This window comes from Streptomyces sp. RG80 (assembly GCF_040446465.1).
Lineage (GTDB): Bacteria > Actinomycetota > Actinomycetes > Streptomycetales > Streptomycetaceae > Streptomyces.
This window is the reverse complement of record NZ_JBEAAJ010000001.1, coordinates 836,065-851,621: the sequence shown is the minus strand read 5'-3', so window position 1 is coordinate 851,621 and position 15,557 is coordinate 836,065. Positions and strand designations below refer to the sequence as shown.

The 15,557-nt window shown below is 69.0% G+C and carries 15 protein-coding genes and 2 pseudogenes; 6 read left to right on the top strand and 11 right to left on the bottom strand.

Annotated features, from left to right (window positions below):
• Positions 1–223 precede the first annotated feature (223 nt).
• The 3 genes and pseudogenes from ABKA17_RS03965 to ABKA17_RS03955 all read right to left on the bottom strand — a co-directional run.
• Positions 224–547 carry an STAS domain-containing protein gene (locus ABKA17_RS03965; protein ID WP_046262498.1) on the bottom strand — a complete coding sequence of 108 codons (324 nt, stop codon included), beginning with the start codon at positions 545–547 and terminating at the stop codon, positions 224–226.
• Between the two features lie 162 nt (positions 548–709).
• A complete protein-coding gene (locus tag ABKA17_RS03960) occupies positions 710–1,558 on the bottom strand; it encodes a 3-hydroxyacyl-CoA dehydrogenase family protein (RefSeq protein ID WP_353690392.1) in 849 nt (282 codons plus the stop codon).
• Between the two features lie 139 nt (positions 1,559–1,697).
• Positions 1,698–2,255: pseudogene (locus ABKA17_RS03955) on the bottom strand (TetR/AcrR family transcriptional regulator); the annotation flags it as partial.
• Positions 2,256–2,400: 145 nt separating this feature from the next.
• On the opposite strand from ABKA17_RS03955, the pseudogene ABKA17_RS03950 reads away from it, so the two are divergent.
• The 3 genes and pseudogenes from ABKA17_RS03950 to ABKA17_RS03940 all read left to right on the top strand — a co-directional run bounded on the left by ABKA17_RS03950 (position 2,401) and on the right by ABKA17_RS03940 (position 4,405).
• A pseudogene (locus tag ABKA17_RS03950) lies at positions 2,401–3,059 on the top strand (ABC transporter ATP-binding protein).
• A 10-nt stretch (positions 3,060–3,069) separates the two neighbouring features.
• Complete coding sequence (locus tag ABKA17_RS03945) at positions 3,070–3,819, top strand: ABC transporter permease (protein WP_353690391.1); 750 nt, start codon at positions 3,070–3,072, stop codon at positions 3,817–3,819.
• Positions 3,820–3,832: 13 nt separating this feature from the next.
• Entirely contained in the window at positions 3,833–4,405 is a 573-nt protein-coding gene (locus ABKA17_RS03940; RefSeq protein ID WP_353690390.1) for a cob(I)yrinic acid a,c-diamide adenosyltransferase, read from the top strand.
• On the opposite strand, the gene ABKA17_RS03935 is transcribed toward ABKA17_RS03940, so the two are convergent.
• Entirely contained in the window at positions 4,402–4,935 is a 534-nt protein-coding gene (locus ABKA17_RS03935; protein ID WP_353690389.1) for a hypothetical protein, read from the bottom strand. The two genes, ABKA17_RS03940 and ABKA17_RS03935, sit on opposite strands and share 4 nt — an antisense overlap.
• 152 nt (positions 4,936–5,087) lie before the next feature.
• On the opposite strand from ABKA17_RS03935, the gene ABKA17_RS03930 reads away from it, so the two are divergent.
• The 3 genes from ABKA17_RS03930 (at position 5,088) to ABKA17_RS03920 (ending at position 8,880) form a co-directional block, all read left to right on the top strand.
• The gene (locus ABKA17_RS03930; RefSeq protein ID WP_353690388.1) at positions 5,088–6,281 is read left to right on the top strand and encodes a sensor histidine kinase; all 1,194 of its coding nucleotides are present in this window, start codon (positions 5,088–5,090) and stop codon (positions 6,279–6,281) included.
• Entirely contained in the window at positions 6,278–6,928 is a 651-nt protein-coding gene (locus tag ABKA17_RS03925) for a response regulator (RefSeq protein ID WP_353690387.1), read from the top strand. Before ABKA17_RS03930 ends, ABKA17_RS03925 begins: the two co-directional genes overlap by 4 nt.
• Before the next feature lie 125 nt (positions 6,929–7,053).
• Positions 7,054–8,880: a glycosyl hydrolase family 18 protein gene (locus ABKA17_RS03920; protein ID WP_353690386.1), complete on the top strand. Its 1,827-nt coding sequence runs from the start codon at positions 7,054–7,056 to the stop codon at positions 8,878–8,880.
• A 31-nt stretch (positions 8,881–8,911) separates the two neighbouring features.
• Here ABKA17_RS03920 and ABKA17_RS03915 read toward each other — a convergent pair whose 3' ends face one another.
• The 7 genes from ABKA17_RS03915 to ABKA17_RS03885 form a co-directional block, all read right to left on the bottom strand.
• The gene (locus ABKA17_RS03915) at positions 8,912–9,358 is read right to left on the bottom strand and encodes a DUF2550 domain-containing protein (protein ID WP_353690385.1); all 447 of its coding nucleotides are present in this window, start codon (positions 9,356–9,358) and stop codon (positions 8,912–8,914) included.
• A 128-nt stretch (positions 9,359–9,486) separates the two neighbouring features.
• Positions 9,487–9,861: a F0F1 ATP synthase subunit epsilon gene (locus ABKA17_RS03910; protein WP_353690384.1), complete on the bottom strand. Its 375-nt coding sequence runs from the start codon at positions 9,859–9,861 to the stop codon at positions 9,487–9,489.
• A 217-nt stretch (positions 9,862–10,078) separates the two neighbouring features.
• Complete coding sequence (gene atpD / locus ABKA17_RS03905) at positions 10,079–11,515, bottom strand: F0F1 ATP synthase subunit beta (protein WP_353690383.1); 1,437 nt, start codon at positions 11,513–11,515, stop codon at positions 10,079–10,081.
• Positions 11,515–12,432, bottom strand: coding sequence for a F0F1 ATP synthase subunit gamma (locus ABKA17_RS03900; protein ID WP_353690382.1), 918 nt, complete (start codon positions 12,430–12,432; stop codon positions 11,515–11,517). The genes atpD and ABKA17_RS03900 overlap by 1 nt, the downstream gene beginning before the upstream one ends.
• A 20-nt stretch (positions 12,433–12,452) precedes the next feature.
• Positions 12,453–14,042 carry a F0F1 ATP synthase subunit alpha gene (gene atpA, locus ABKA17_RS03895; protein WP_353690381.1) on the bottom strand — a complete coding sequence of 530 codons (1,590 nt, stop codon included), beginning with the start codon at positions 14,040–14,042 and terminating at the stop codon, positions 12,453–12,455.
• 121 nt (positions 14,043–14,163) lie between these two features.
• Complete coding sequence (locus tag ABKA17_RS03890; RefSeq protein WP_353690380.1) at positions 14,164–14,979, bottom strand: F0F1 ATP synthase subunit delta; 816 nt, start codon at positions 14,977–14,979, stop codon at positions 14,164–14,166.
• On the bottom strand, positions 14,976–15,524 hold the full coding sequence (locus tag ABKA17_RS03885) for a F0F1 ATP synthase subunit B (protein WP_353690379.1): 549 nt from the start codon (positions 15,522–15,524) through the stop codon (positions 14,976–14,978). The genes ABKA17_RS03890 and ABKA17_RS03885 overlap by 4 nt, the downstream gene beginning before the upstream one ends.
• Between the last annotated feature and the right edge of the window lie 33 nt (positions 15,525–15,557).

Here is a 15,557-nt window from a genome sequence, read left to right as displayed (position 1 = left end):
GAGCCCCTCCCGGCCTTGCTGCACACCGCGCTGTCGCTTCTGGTCCGGGCCCGCTCATTCAGGGAATTCACTCAGCGGGCGACCGAACCCTAAACCTTCGCACAGTATCTACGACAGCCCGGGGTACCGCGCCGTCCGAGACGTCACAGTCTCGTGAGTATTGTGCGCGACGTGCGTTTCACCATCGACACACCCGGCCCTCACACCGCATCCACATGAGGGGTCACACCCGGGGCAGGGACTCCACCCCGATACCGCCCTCGATCGCCAGGATCCGGTGCAGCCGGGTGGCCACCAGCAGGCGCTGCATCTGCGGCGGTACGTCGCGCAGCACCAGGCGTCGGCCGCAGCGGCCGGCCCTGCGGTGGGCCCCCATGATCACCCCGAGTCCGGTGGCGTCCCAGGAGTCGAGCTCGGACAGGTCCAGCACCAGATCGCCGACTCCGTCGTCGACGGCCGTGTGCAGGACCGTACGGGCGTCCGCCGCGCTGCGGACGTCGAGGCGGCCCCCGACGACCAGCTCGACGTGGTCGCCCCTGATGAACATATGCGCTCCCCGTGGTGCGTCTGGTGCTCCGCGAATGTGATGTCCGGTGATGCAACCTCTGACTGCCTTGAAGGGTCAGAGGTTGCCGTCTGTAAGCGAACCGATACCGAATTCACCCCTGGGTGTGAGACTCCAGGGGCCTGTGCGGTTTCAGTGCCTGGTTCAGTGCTTGTAGAAGCCCTGCCCGCTCTTGCGCCCGATGTCACCGGCGTCAACCATCCGGCGCATCAGCTCCGGCGGGGCGAACTTCTCGTCCTGGGTCTCGGTGTAGATGTTGCCGGTGGCGTGCAGCAGGATGTCGACGCCGGTCAGGTCCGCCGTGGCGAGGGGGCCCATGGCGTGGCCGAAGCCCAGCTTGCAGGCGAGGTCGATGTCCTCGGCGCTCGCGACACCGGACTCGTAGAGCTTGGTCGCCTCGACGACGAGGGCGGAGATGAGTCGGGTGGTCACGAAGCCCGCCACGTCCCGGTTGACGACGATGCAGGTCTTGCCGACGGACTCGGCGAACTCCCGGGCGGTGGCGAGGGTTTCGTCGCTCGTCTTGTAGCCGCGGACGAGCTCGACGAGCTGCATCATCGGCACCGGCGAGAAGAAGTGCACGCCGACGACCCGCTCGGGGCGCTCGGTGGCCGCCGCGATCTTGGTGATCGGGATGGCGGAGGTGTTGGAGGCGAGCACGGCGTCGTCCCGCACGATCTTGTCGAGCGTGCGGAAGATCTCGTGTTTGACCTCGAGCTTCTCGAAGACGGCCTCGACGACGACGTCGGCGTCCGCGGCGGCGTCCAGATCGGTGGTCGCGGTGATCCGGGCGAGGGCGGTGTCGGCGTCGTGCGCCTCCATCTTCCCCTTGCTCACGAACTTGTCGTACGAGGCCTTGATGCCGTCGGTGCCACGCTTGAGTGCCTCGTCGGTGACGTCCCGCAGGACGACGTCCCAGCCCGCCTGTGCGGAGACCTGGGCGATCCCGGAACCCATCAAGCCGGCGCCGATGACGGCAAGCTTCCGTGCCACTGTGCGACTCCCCTTTGAAACGCCTTGTCCGCTGTTGACATTGCCTCTTCGGCGGACCTTAGCGTTCGTGAGGTGCTGTGTGACCGGTAAGTAATGCGCGTCACGTCTCATCTGACGGACATCACACCGGTGCCGGTCATCAGTGGTCTCGTACGGCGTAGTTGAGCACGTTCTCGCTCAACAGCTCCTCGATGTCGTCGAGAAGCGCCAGCACCTCTCGTGACACTTCGTCCGGATTGCGCCCGGCGACCATCTCACGCCCGATGTGGACGAACACCTCCGAGTGGACCCAGCTGATCTGACCGGCGATCAACCCCGGCAGCGGGTCCGCGTCGACGGCGCCGGTCGCCTCCCTCAGGGTCGCTTCGAGGTGGTCGTGGATCTCCTGCTGGAGACTCCACAGCCGGGAACGGAGCGGCGGCGCCTCGTGGATGCAGCGCATGAAACGGTCGTAGCCCTCCATGAGGCCGACCCGGGGCGAGACCGCCTCCACGTCCGCGCGCAGCTCGCGCAGCACGGCCCGCGCGGCGGACTCCCCCACGTCCCGGCCGCGCACCCAGCGGGAGAGCTGTTCGACGACACCGGAGGAGCGGTCGAAGAAGAGGTCCTCCTTCGCCGGGAAGTAGTTGTAGACGGTGTTCACGGAGACATCGGCGGCCTCCGCCACCTCCGCGATGGTCACGGTCACGAACCCGTGCGGGTGCCTCCGGCGGTAAAGCGGCGTGAGGGCCGCGGCGTACAGCGCCGGGCACCTCGCAAAAGGGGCGACACCAGGGAACCAACGGTGCCCGACCGACCACCCTCCGCCACCCTTCCACGGCTCAGCCGCCCGGCAGGGCCCCGTGGACGCCGTGCGCGGTATCGACCTGAGCGTCCGCGAGGGCGAGATCCTCGGCTTCCTGGGGCCGCCACCGTCGCCGGCCACGACCTCGCCACCGACCCGGCCGGAGTGCGCCGGGCCTGCGGATACGTGGCCCAGGCAGGCGGCGTCGACCCGCAGATCAGCGTGCGCGAGGAGCTGGTCACCCAGGGTCGGCTCTACCGGCTGACGAAACCCCGGGCCCGCGACCGCGCCGAGGTGTTGGCCCGCGACCTCGGCCTGACCGAGCTGCTCGACCGCAAGTGCGGGGAGCTGTCCGGCGGCCAGCGCCGGCGCCTCGACATCGCGATGGCGCTCACCCATCGCCCGAAGGTGCTGTTCCTCGACGAACCGACCACCGGACTCGACCCCGGCAGCCGCGCCGACCTGTGGGACCTGATCCGGCGCCTGCGCGCCGAGCACGGCACGACCGTCTTCCTCACCACCCACCACCTCGACGAGGCCGACGCCCTCGCCGACCGCCTGGTGATCGTCGACCGGGGCGTGGTCGTGGCCGAGGGCACGCCGAGCGCGCTCAAGCTGGAGTACGGCGGCTCGATCGACGCCACCCTCCAGGACACGTCCCTCGCCATCACCGGCCGCAGCGCGACGCCGGCCGACGCCGCCCCCGTAGCCGTATAGGACCCGCGACATGCTGATCCACGACACCGCACTCATCTACGGCCGCTATCTGCGCCAGTCCCTGCGCTCGCGCTTCGCGCTGCTCTTCGGGGTGCTGATGCCGCTGCTGTATCTGCTCTTCTTCGGTCCCCTGCTGACCGATCTGCCGCTCGGCGGACAGGGCAGCTCATGGCAGGTGCTGGTGCCCGGGCTGCTGCTGCAACCCGGGCTGTTCGGGGCCCTGTTCGCGGGATCCATGATCATCCTGGAGAAGGGGTCGGGCATCGTCGACCGGATGCGGGTCACGCCGGTGAGCCGGCTCGGGCTGCTCCTTGGCCGGGTGCTGCGGGACGCGACGGTCTTCGTCTTCCAGGCCGTGCTGCTGGTGCTGGCCGCGCTGGCGATGGGGCTCAGGGCGCCGCTCTCCGGCATCCTGATCAGCTTCGCGTTCGTCGGGCTGCTCACGGTCTCGCTCGCCTCGCTGTCCTACGCGGTGGCGATGAAGGTCCGCACACCCCAGGAGTTCGGCCCGCTCATCAACGCCGTGTCGATGCCGTCCATGCTGCTCTCCGGCCTGATGCTCCCGATGGCCCTCGGCCCGGGCTGGCTGGACGTCCTCTCGCACTTCATGCCGTTCCGCTATCTGGTGGACGCCATGCGCGACGCCTACGTCGGCCGGTACGCGACGGACCACATGCTGTACGGCGCCCTGGCCGCCCTGGCCCTCACCGCCCTGTCCGTGACGGTGGGCACACGGGTCTTCCGGACGTCGGGCGCGTAATTAGGCTGACCTCATGGTCAATCTGACGCGCATCTACACCAAGACCGGCGACAAGGGCACCACCAACCTCGGCGACATGAGCCGGGTCGCCAAGACCGACCTGCGGATCGCCGCGTACGCCGACGCCAACGAGGCGAACGCGGTGATCGGCACGGCGATCGCGCTGGGCGGGCTCGACGAGGAGGTCGTGAAGGTCCTCACCCGGGTGCAGAACGACCTGTTCGACGTCGGAGCCGACCTGTCCACGCCCGTCGTGCAGAACCCGGAGTTCCCGCCCCTGCGGGTCGAGGAGTTCTACGTGGACAAGCTGGAGGCGGACTGCGACCACTTCAACGAGCGGTTGGAGAAACTCCGGTCGTTCATCCTGCCCGGCGGCACCCCGGGCGCGGCCCTGCTGCACCAGGCCTGCACGGTCGTACGCCGCGCCGAGCGCTCGACGTGGGCGGCGATGGAGGCCCACGGGGACACCATGAACCCCCTCACCGCCACCTACCTCAACCGGCTGTCGGACCTGCTGTTCATCCTCGCCCGGACGGCCAACAAGGCCGAGGGCGACGTCCTGTGGGTCCCGGGCGGGGAGCGTTAGCTCTCGCGTTTGGGGAACAGGGTGTAGCTGCCGGCGATCAGCAGGTTGATGCCGATCAACCACAGCATGCGCTGCTGCCAGTCCCGCAGCGAGCCGGTCTCGCCGGCGCCGCCGACGTACCAGGCGGCGGCCTGCAACAGCGCGATGGCGACCAGCGCGGCGAGGATCCAGCGGCCCGCGACCTTCCATTCGTGGACGGCGCGGGCCGTTCCGTACTTCGGTGGCCGGACCGGCGGCGGACCGTCCGCGAAACGGTGGGCGAAGCGGGCGTCGGCCCAGCGGATCGTGGAGTGGCCGAGGCCCACGGTGAAGCCGATGTAGACGGCGGCCAGGCCGTGCTTCCAGTCCGGCTCGGCGCCGCCCCGCAGGTCCACCGCCGTGACCGTGAACAGCACCAGCTCCAGAAGCGGCTCGCACAACAGCAGGGCCATCCCGACCCGTGGCATCTTCAGCGGGTACCGGAACGTCAGTCCCGCGGCCAGCAGTACCCAGAACGCCACCTCGCAGGCGACGATCAGCCCGACGATCACCGTTCGCTCCCTTCGCTCACCTTTCCAGGCTCGCGTCGGGACCGGCCGCTTTCGTCGTCGGCGGTGACGAAGTGGCGGTACATCGAAGGATGCAGTCCCGAACCGTTCGCGGGGATCAGGCGGAGCGTGGCCCTCGCGTGTTGGATGGGGTCATGGCCGTACGACTCCCCCGCCCGCACCGCTTCGACGTGTACATCGCGGTCGGCGGGCTGCTCGGCGGGCTGCTGCTCGTCCTCGCGGGCCTCGGCACCCGACGGTCCGACGACCCGATCACCCTCCTCGACGGCCCCTGGCCGGTGCTGGTGCCGCTCACCGTGCTGGCCGGCTGCGAGCTGCTGCGCCGCACGGCGCCCCGCACGGCCCTGCTGACCGGCACGGTCGCGATCTGCGCGGACCTGCTGACCCAGGGCAGCCTCGCGTCGGTGCTGATGTTCACCGACGTCGTCTACGCGGCCGTCCTGTACGGCCCGCTCGCCTCCGCCCGCCGCATCCAGTGGATCACCGGACTGCTCACGGTGGCCGGGACGCTGGTGCCGTTCGCGGTGTGGCGGGTGCCGGAGGCGCTGCTGATCGGCGTGGTCGTCGGTGTCGTGGCGTACGGGCCCGCCGCCACCGGCTGGATCGTCCGCAACCACCGCGACGCGGCCGAGGCCGCGCGCCTGCGCGCCGAACAGACCGCGCTGCTCGCCGAGATGGACCGCGCCCAGGCCGTCGTCGCCGAACGCGCCAGGATGGCACGGGAGTTGCACGACATGGTCGCCAACCACCTCTCGGCGATCGCGATCCACTCCACCGCCGCTCTGTCGCTGGACGATCCGGAGACGTCCCGACAGGCCCTCGGCGTCATCCGCGAGAACAGCGTCAAGGGACTCGAGGAGATGCGCCGGCTGATCGGCATCCTGCGGGACGGCGACAGTGAACCCAGCGCTGTCCCGACCCTCGACGGCCTCGGCGTCCTGGTCGACGACGCCCGCGCCAACGGCCTCGACGTCACGCTGGACGCCGAGCACGACACGACCCTGCCGGCCCCCGTCGAGCTCGCCGCCTATCGGATCGTCCAGGAATCCCTGACCAACGCCCTCAAGCACGCCTGCCCCGGGCTCGTCACGGTGACCCTGCGCCAGCCCGACGGCTCCCTCACCATCGCCGTGACCAGCCCGTACGGCGACCGCGACGGCCCGAGCGCGCCTGGTTCGGGGGCCGGTCTGGTGGGTATGCGGGAGCGGGCCGCGCTGCTCGGCGGCTCCTTCGAGTCCGGCCCCGAGAGCTCCCCGGGCGGCAAGGTCTGGGCCGTGCGCGCCGTCCTCCCCGTCAACCTCGACATCACCGAAGGAGACCTCGCATGAGCCGGCCCGTCCGCGTGCTCGTCGCCGAGGACCAGTCCGCCGTACGCGCGGGGCTGGTCCTGATCCTGCGCAGCGCGCCCGACGTCGAGGTGGTCGGCGAGGCCGCCGACGGGGAGCAGGCGGTGGCGCTGGCCCGGGAACTGCGGCCCGACCTGGTGCTGATGGACGTACAGATGCCGCGTCTGGACGGGGTGTCGGCGACCCGGAAGGTCACCGAGGAAGGGCTCGCGGACGTCCTGGTGCTGACCACCTTCGACCTCGACGAGTACGTGTTCGGGGCCCTGCGGGCGGGGGCCTGCGGTTTCCTGCTGAAGAACACCGAGGCCAAGGACCTCATCGCGGCCGTGCGGACGGTGGCGCGCGGCGAGGGCATCGTCGCCCCGGCCGTCACCCGGCGCCTGATCGCCGAGTTCGCCGCCAAGCCCGTACGGCAGCCGAGTGTCGACCCGGCGGTCCTCGACGCCCTCACCCGCCGCGAGCGCGAGGTGCTGTCCTGTCTGGGCGAGGGGCTGTCCAACGCGGACATCGCGACCCGGCTGGACATGGCGGAGGCGACGGTGAAGACGCACGTCAGCCGACTGCTGGGGAAGCTGGAGCTGCGCAGCCGGGTGCAAGCGGCGGTGCTGGCGCAAGAGTTGGGCATCTGAGCGGCCGCGTACTCCTTTGCATACAGAGTGGTCCAGACCTATTGACCTGTGGTCCAGACCTTTCTATTCTCGCCGCACCGTGGCGTGAAGGCTCAGTCACGCCCCAACCCCCAAGGAGGCGCGGCATGCGCTTCAGACACAGAGTCGCGGCAGGGATCGCGACCCTGGTGCTCCCCTTCGCCGGCCTCGTCGGCCTGGCGAGCCCCGCCCAGGCGGCGACGTCGGCGACCGCCACGTACGTCAAGTCGCAGGACTGGGGTACCGGGTTCGAAGGCAAGTGGACCGTCAAGAACACCGGCACCACCAGTCTCAGTTCCTGGACGGTCGAGTGGGACTTCCCCTCCGGGACCTCCGTCACCTCCGCCTGGGACGCCGACGTCACCTCCTCCGGCACCCACTGGACCGCCAAGAACAAGTCCTGGAACGGCACCCTCGCCCCCGGCGCCTCCGTCTCCTTCGGCTTCAACGGCAGCGGCTCCGGCTCCCCCGGCAACTGCAAGCTCAACGGCGGCAGTTGTGACGGCGGCACCACGAACCCGGGCGACAACGCGCCGAGCGCCCCCGGCACCCCCACCGCCTCCGACATCACCGACACCTCGGTGAAGCTGTCCTGGAGCGCGGCCACCGACGACAACGGCGTCAAGAACTACGACGTCCTGCGCGACGGCACCAAGGTCGCGACGGTGACCACGACCTCGTACACCAACACCGGCCTGACCGCCGGCACCAGTTACTCCTACACGGTCCAGGCCCGCGACACCGCCGACCAGACCGGCCCGGTCAGCGGCTCGGTCGCCGTCAAGACCACCGGCGGCACCACCGACCCGCCGCCCACCGGCGACAAGGTCAAGCTCGGCTACTTCACCGAGTGGGGCGTCTACGGCCGCAACTACCACGTCAAGAACCTGGTCAGCTCGGGCTCCGCGGCGAAGATCACCCACATCAACTACGCGTTCGGCAACGTCAAGAACGGTCAGTGCACCGTCGACGACACCTACGCCGCCTACGACAAGGCCTACACCGCCGACCAGTCCGTCAGCGGCACCGCCGACACCTGGGACCAGCCGCTGCGCGGCAACTTCAACCAGCTGCGCCAGCTGAAGGCCAAGTACCCGCACATCAAGGTGCTGTACTCCTTCGGCGGCTGGACCTACTCCGGCGGCTTCGGCCAGGCCGCGCAGAACCCGGCCGCCTTCGCCAAGTCCTGCAAGGCCGTCGTGGAGGACCCGCGCTGGGCCGATGTCTTCGACGGCATCGACATCGACTGGGAGTACCCGAACGCCTGCGGTCTGACCTGCGACACCTCGGGCGCCGCGGCCTTCAAGAACCTGATGTCGGCGCTGCGCACCGAGTTCGGCTCCAACTACCTGGTCACCGCGGCCATCACGGCCGACGGCTCCTCCGGCGGCAAGATCGACGCGGCCGACTACGGCGGCGCCTCGGCCTCGGTCGACTGGTACAACGTGATGACGTACGACTACTTCGGCGCCTTCAACGCGCAGGGCCCGACCGCCCCGCACTCGCCGCTGACCTCGTACTCCGGCATCCCGCAGGCGGGCTTCAACTCCGCCGACGCGATCGCGAAGCTGAAGTCGAAGGGCGTCGCCTCGAAGAAGCTGCTGCTCGGCATCGGCTTCTACGGCCGCGGCTGGACCGGTGTCACCCAGGCCGCCCCCGGCGGCACGGCGACCGGCGCGGCCCCCGGCACCTACGAGGCGGGCATCGAGGACTACAAGATCCTCAAGAACTCCTGCCCCGCCACCGGCACCATCGCGGGCACGGCGTACGCCTACTGCGGCAACAACTGGTGGTCCTACGACACCCCGGCCACCATCGGCACCAAGATGACCTGGGCCAAGAACCAGGGTCTGGGCGGCGCCTTCTTCTGGGAGTTCAGCGGTGACACCGGCAACGGTGAGCTGGTCAGCGCCATCAACAACGGGCTCAGCTGACAGCGGTAGCGAGCAGCACTAATCAGCAGTACTAGGCGACATTGACGCGCTGACCGGGCGGGGCTGCCTCCAGCCACGCGAGGAAACCGGTCAGCGCGTCTTCGCTCATGGCGAGCTCCAGACGCGTGCCCCGGTGCAGACAGGTGAGGATGACCGCGTCGGAGAGCAGCGCCAGCTCCTCCTCGCCCTCGGGCAGCCGGCGCCCGGCGACCTCGATCGCGGCGCGCTCCAGGACCCGGCGGGGGCGGTAGGCGTAGGAGAAGACGCGGTACCACTCGATGCGGTCGCCGTTGTAGCGGGCGACGCCGTAGCTCCAGCCCTTGCCGTTGGTATCCGGTTTCTCGGGTACGTCCCAGCGCAGCGAACAGTCGAAGGTGCCACCGGACCGCTGGATGAGTCTGCGGCGCAGGCCGAAGACGAACAGCCCCACCACCACAAGGGCCACGACCAATCCGCACACAGTCAGAGCGAGGACCATCGACACCGACCTCCTCGTCTACTCGGTAACGGAATGGAAAAAACTTCCACATTTGCCTCAGCCGCGACCAGGGCCGGATTCCTCCGGTCCCAGCCGCGGCTGAGTGACGTCATACGGTCTCGCGCAGGCTAGCGCGTCGCCGCCGCACGGATTCGTACATCCGCGCGGCGCTCGGCGGCGGCGTCACCCTCCGCCTTCGCGCGCTCCAGCTCACGCTCCGCGCGCTGGACATCGATCTCGTCCGACAGCTCGGCGATCTCGGCCAGCAGCGACAGCTTGTTGTCCGCGAACGAGACGAAACCGCCGTGCACCGCGGCGACGACCGTTCCACCATCACTCGTACGGATGGTCACCGGGCCCGACTCCAGCACACCGAGCAGCGGCTGGTGACCGGGCATGACGCCGATGTCGCCGGACGTGGTGCGCGCGACGACCAGGGTGGCCTCGCCGGACCAGACCTCTCGGTCGGCCGCGACCAGCGCGACGTGCAGCTCAGCAGCCAAGGTGGCTCCTCGGGTCACCACCCGACGTTCTAATGCCGGGTGTTGTTGGCAAGTCTAGTAGGGCGCCGAGCGGCAATGTGTCGGGGCCCGCCCCGGGGTACGGCCGGGGGTCTGGGGGTTGCCCCCAGGGGATGCAGCAGTAGGCGTGAAAGAGGGGGCGGGACGCACCCCGCCCCCTCAGACGTGAGCCACGGGGCTCACTTCGAACTCAGTGAGTTCAGGAGACGCCGAGCTCCTTGGCGTTGGCCTTCAGGTCCTCGATGCCACCGCACAGGAAGAACGCCTGCTCCGGGAAGTGGTCGTAGTCGCCGTCGATGATCGCGTTGAACGCGGTGATCGACTCGTCCAGCGGCACGTCCGACCCGTCGACGCCGGTGAACTGCTTGGCGACGTGGGTGTTCTGGGACAGGAAGCGCTCCACGCGACGGGCACGGTGGACGACGAGCTTGTCCTCTTCGCCCAGCTCGTCGATACCGAGGATCGCGATGATGTCCTGAAGGTCCTTGTACTTCTGCAGGACCGTCTTGACGCGCATCGCGGTGTTGTAGTGGTCCGCCGCGATGTACCGGGGGTCGAGGATGCGGGACGTCGAGTCCAGCGGGTCCACGGCCGGGTAGATGCCCTTCTCGGAGATCGGACGGGACAGAACCGTCGTCGCGTCGAGGTGGGCGAAGGTGGTCGCCGGGGCCGGGTCGGTCAGGTCGTCCGCGGGGACGTAGATCGCCTGCATCGAGGTGATCGAGTGACCACGGGTCGAGGTGATGCGCTCCTGGAGGAGACCCATCTCGTCGGCCAGGTTCGGCTGGTAACCCACCGCGGAGGGCATACGGCCGAGCAGGGTCGAGACCTCGGAACCGGCCTGCGTGAAGCGGAAGATGTTGTCGATGAAGAACAGCACGTCCTGCTTCTGCACATCGCGGAAGTACTCCGCCATGGTCAGACCGGCCAGGGCCACACGAAGACGGGTGCCCGGGGGCTCGTCCATCTGACCGAAGACCAGGGCGGTCTTGTCGATGACGCCCGACTCGGCCATCTCCTCGATGAGGTCGTTGCCCTCACGGGTGCGCTCACCGACACCGGCGAACACGGAGACACCGTCGTGGTTGTTGGCGACGCGGTAGATCATCTCCTGGATGAGCACCGTCTTGCCGACGCCGGCACCACCGAACAGACCGATCTTTCCACCCTTGACGTACGGGGTGAGAAGGTCGATGACCTTGACGCCGGTCTCGAACATCTCGGTCTTCGACTCGAGCTCGTCGAAGTTCGGGGCCTTGCGGTGGATGCCCCAGCGCTCGCCCGTGTACTGCTCGTCGGTGTTCAGCACCTCACCGAGGGTGTTGAACACCTTGCCCTTGGTGAAGTCGCCGACCGGCACGGTGATGGAGGCACCGGTGTCGGTCACCGGGGCCTGGCGGACCAGACCGTCGGTGGGCTGCATCGAGATGGTGCGGACCAGGCCGTCACCCAGGTGCTGGGCGACCTCCAGGGTCAGCGTCTTCTTCGCGCCGTCCTGGGCCGGGTCGGCCACCTCGACGTGAAGGGCGTTGTAGATGTCGGGCATGGCGTCGACGGGGAATTCCACGTCGACGACCGGGCCGATGACCCGGGCGACGCGGCCCGTGGCAGCGGCCGTCTCAACTGTCGTCGTCATTACCTGTCACTCCCCGCGGTCGCGTCGGCCAGGGCTGCGGAGCCACCGACGATCTCGCTGATTTCCTGGGTGATTTCGGCCTGGCGGGCCGCGTTGGCAAGACGGGAGAGCGTGGTGATCAGCTCGCCCGCGTTGTCGGTCGCCGACTTCATCGCGCGCCGCGTGGCGGCGTGCTTCGAAGCGGCCGACTGGAGAAGCGCGTTGTAGATACGGCTCTCCACGTAGCGCGGCAGAAGGGCGTCGAGGACGTCCTCCGCCGAGGGCTCGAAGTCGTACAGCGGGAGGATCTCGCCCTTGGGGGCGGCCTCCTTCGCGACCTCTTCGAGGCTGAGCGGCAGCAGACGGTCGTCGAGCGCCGTCTGCGTCATCATCGACACGAACTCGGTGAAGACGATGTGGAGTTCATCCACGCCACCCTCGGCCGTGTCCTTCTCGATGGCCTCGATCAGCGGACCCGCGACCTTCTTCGCGTCCGCGTACGTGGGCTCGTCGGTGAAGCCCGACCACGACTCCACGACCTTGCGCTCGCGGAAGTTGTAGTGGGCCAGACCGCGGCGGCCGACGATGTACGTGTCGACCTCCTTGCCCTCGGCCTCGAGACGCGCGGTCAGCTGCTCCGCCACCTTGATGGCGTTGGAGTTGAAGGCGCCGGCGAGACCACGGTCGCTCGTCAGGAGCAGCACCGCGGACCGCACGACCGTCTCGGCCTGCGTGGTCAGCGGGTGCTTCGTGTTCGAGCCGGTTCCGACCGCCGTGACCGCGCGGGTGAGCTCGGTCGCGTACGGCGTGGAGGCCGCCACCTTGCGCTGCGCCTTGACGACACGCGAGGCGGCGATCATCTCCATCGCCTTCGTGATCTTCTTGGTCGCGGTGACGGATCGGATGCGACGCTTGTAGACCCGGAGCTGGGCTCCCATGAGTCAGGTCCCTTCCGTCGTCACTTGGCCGCGGCGGGCGCGTCTTCGCCGAGAAGCTTGCCGTCCGAGGTCTCGAACTGCTTCTTGAAGTCCGCGATGCCGTCGGCGATGGCGGTGAGCGTGTCGTCCGACATCTTGCCGCCCTCCTTGATGGAGGTCATGAGGCCCTGCTCCTTGCGGTGCAGGTACTCCAGGAGCTCCTTCTCGAAGCGGCGGATGTCGGCGACCGGGACGTCGTCCATCTTGCCGGTGGTACCGGCCCACACGGAGACGACCTGGTCCTCGGTCGGCATCGGCTGGTACTGCGGCTGCTTGAGCAGCTCGACCAGACGCTGACCACGCTCCAGCTGCGACTTCGACGCGGCGTCCAGGTCGGAACCGAAGGCGGCGAACGCCTCCAGCTCGCGGTACTGGGCCAGGTCCAGACGCAGACGGCCGGAGACCTGCTTCATCGCCTTGTGCTGCGCGGAACCACCGACTCGGGAGACGGAGATACCGACGTTCAGCGCGGGGCGCTGACCGGCGTTGAAGAGGTCCGACTCCAGGAAGCACTGGCCGTCGGTGATGGAGATGACGTTGGTCGGGATGAACGCCGAGACGTCGTTGGCCTTCGTCTCGACGATCGGCAGACCCGTCATCGAACCGGCGCCCAGCTCGTCGGAGAGCTTCGCGCAGCGCTCGAGGAGACGGGAGTGCAGGTAGAAGACGTCACCCGGGTAGGCCTCACGCCCCGGCGGGCGGCGCAGCAGCAGGGACACGGCGCGGTAGGCGTCGGCCTGCTTCGAGAGGTCGTCGAAGATGATGAGGACGTGCTTGCCCTCGTACATCCACTGCTGACCGATGGCCGAACCGGTGTACGGCGCCAGGTACTTGAAGCCGGCCGGGTCGGACGCCGGGGCGGCGACGATGGTCGTGTACTCCAGCGCGCCGGCCTCGTCGAGGGCGCCACGCACGGAGGCGATGGTCGAGCCCTTCTGGCCGATGGCGACGTAGACGCAGCGGACCTGCTTCTTCGGGTCGCCGGAGCGCCAGTTGTCACGCTGGTTGATGATCGTGTCGACGGCCAGGGCGGTCTTGCCGGTCTGACGGTCACCGATGACCAGCTGACGCTGGCCACGGCCGATCGGGGTCATCGCGTCGACGGCCTTGTAGCCGGTCTCCATCGGCTCGTGCACCGACTTACGGGCCATGACGCCCGGAGCCTGCAGCTCGAGGGCGCGACGACCGCTGGTCTCGATCTCGCCGAGGCCGTCGATCGGGTTGCCGAGGGGGTCGACGACACGGCCGAGGTAGCCCTCGCCCACGGCGACCGACAGGACCTCGCCGGTACGCGTGACCGGCTGACCCTCCTCGATGCCGCTGAACTCACCGAGGACGATGGCGCCGATCTCGCGCTCTTCCAGGTTGAGCGCGAGGCCGAGGGTGCCGTCCTCGAACTTCAGCAGTTCGTTGGCCATGGCCGAGGGGAGACCCTCGACCTTCGCGATGCCGTCGCCGGCAAGGGTGACCGTACCGACCTCCTCGCGCGAGGCCGCGTCCGGCTTGTACGACTGGACGAAGTTCTCCAGCGCGTCCCGGATCTCCTCCGGCCGGATCGTGAGCTCCGCCATCTGGGTTCCCTGCTCTCCTTGTTGGGCCCGAAGTTTCACTTTGGGGGTCTGGGGGCGACCCCCAGGAATCCTCTGCACGGCCCAACCGGGCCGTCTGTACGTACTGCTTATGAAGTTGCTGCTAGCCCGCCAGGCGGCGGCCGGCGTCCTCGATACGGTCCGCGAGGGAGCCGTTGATGACCTCGTCACCGACCTGCACCCGGATCCCGCCGAGGACCTCGGGGTCCACGTCGATGTTGAGGTGCATCGTGTGGCCGTAGAGCTTCGCGAGGGCGGCGCCCAGGCGCTGCCGCTGCGTGTCGCTCAGCGGCACCGCCGAGGTGACGACCGCGACCAGGCGGTCCCGGCGCTCGGCGGCGAGCTTGGACAGGGACTCCAGTCCCGACTCCAGGCTACGTCCCCGAGGCGCGGCCACAAGACGCGTCACCAGACGCTCGGTGGTCGCGTGGGCTCGGCCGCCGAGGAGGCTGCGCAGCAGCTCGCTCTTGGCCGACACCGTCGCGGCGCGGTCGGTCAGCGCGGCACGCAGACCGGTGTTGGAAGAGACGATCCGGCTGAACCGGAACAGCTCGTCCTCGACGTCGTCGAGCGCGTCCGCCTGCTGTGCGGCGGTGAGGTCGGCGATGTTCGCCAGCTCCTCGAGGGCGTCCGCGAGGTCGCGCGACTGCGACCAGCGGGAGCGCACCATGCCGGACACCAGATCGGCGCTCTCGCCGCCGACCTGCCCTCCGAGGAGGCGCTGGGCCAGTTCGGCCTTGGCCTCGCCGGCCTGCGCCGGGTCGGTCAGGACCCGACGCAGCGACACCTCGCGGTCGAGCAGCGCGGTGACGGCGGCCAGCTCGTCGGCGAGCGTGCCGGCGTTCACGGACGTGTTGTCCGTCAGCGCGTCGAGACGCTCACGTGCGGCTGCCAGGGCCTCGCGGCTCGCTCCGTTCATCGCGCGGCCTCGGCCTTCTCCTCGAGCTCGTCGAGGAAGCGGTCGATCACGCGGCTCTGTCGGGCGTGGTCCTCGAGGGACTCGCCGACGAGCTTGCCGGCCAGGTCGGTGGCGAGCTTGCCGACGTCCTGACGCAGCGCGGAGGACGCGGCCTTGCGGTCGGCCTCGATCTGCGCGTGACCCGCGGCGACGATCTCCTCGCGCTGCCGCTGGCCTTCCGCGCGCATCTCGGCGATGAGCGTGGCGCCCTGCTCCTGCGCCTCCTGGCGCAGACGCGCGGCCTCGTGCCGGGCCTCGGCGAGCTGAGCCTTGTACTGCTCAAGGACGCTCTGAGCCTCGACCTGCGCGGCCTCGGCCTTCTCGATTCCGCCTTCGATCGCCTCGCGGCGCTCTTCCAGAACCTTGTTGATGTTCGGAAGCAGCTTCTTCCAGAAGAAGAAGAACACGATGGCGAAGGCGATGGTGCCGACGAGCAGCTCGGGGCCCGGAGGAATGAGCGGGTTCTGCTCTTCCTCGGCCGCCAGCTGTACCCAATTGGCGATCACATCAGTGCCTTTCGTCGAAACGTGTCAGGTAAG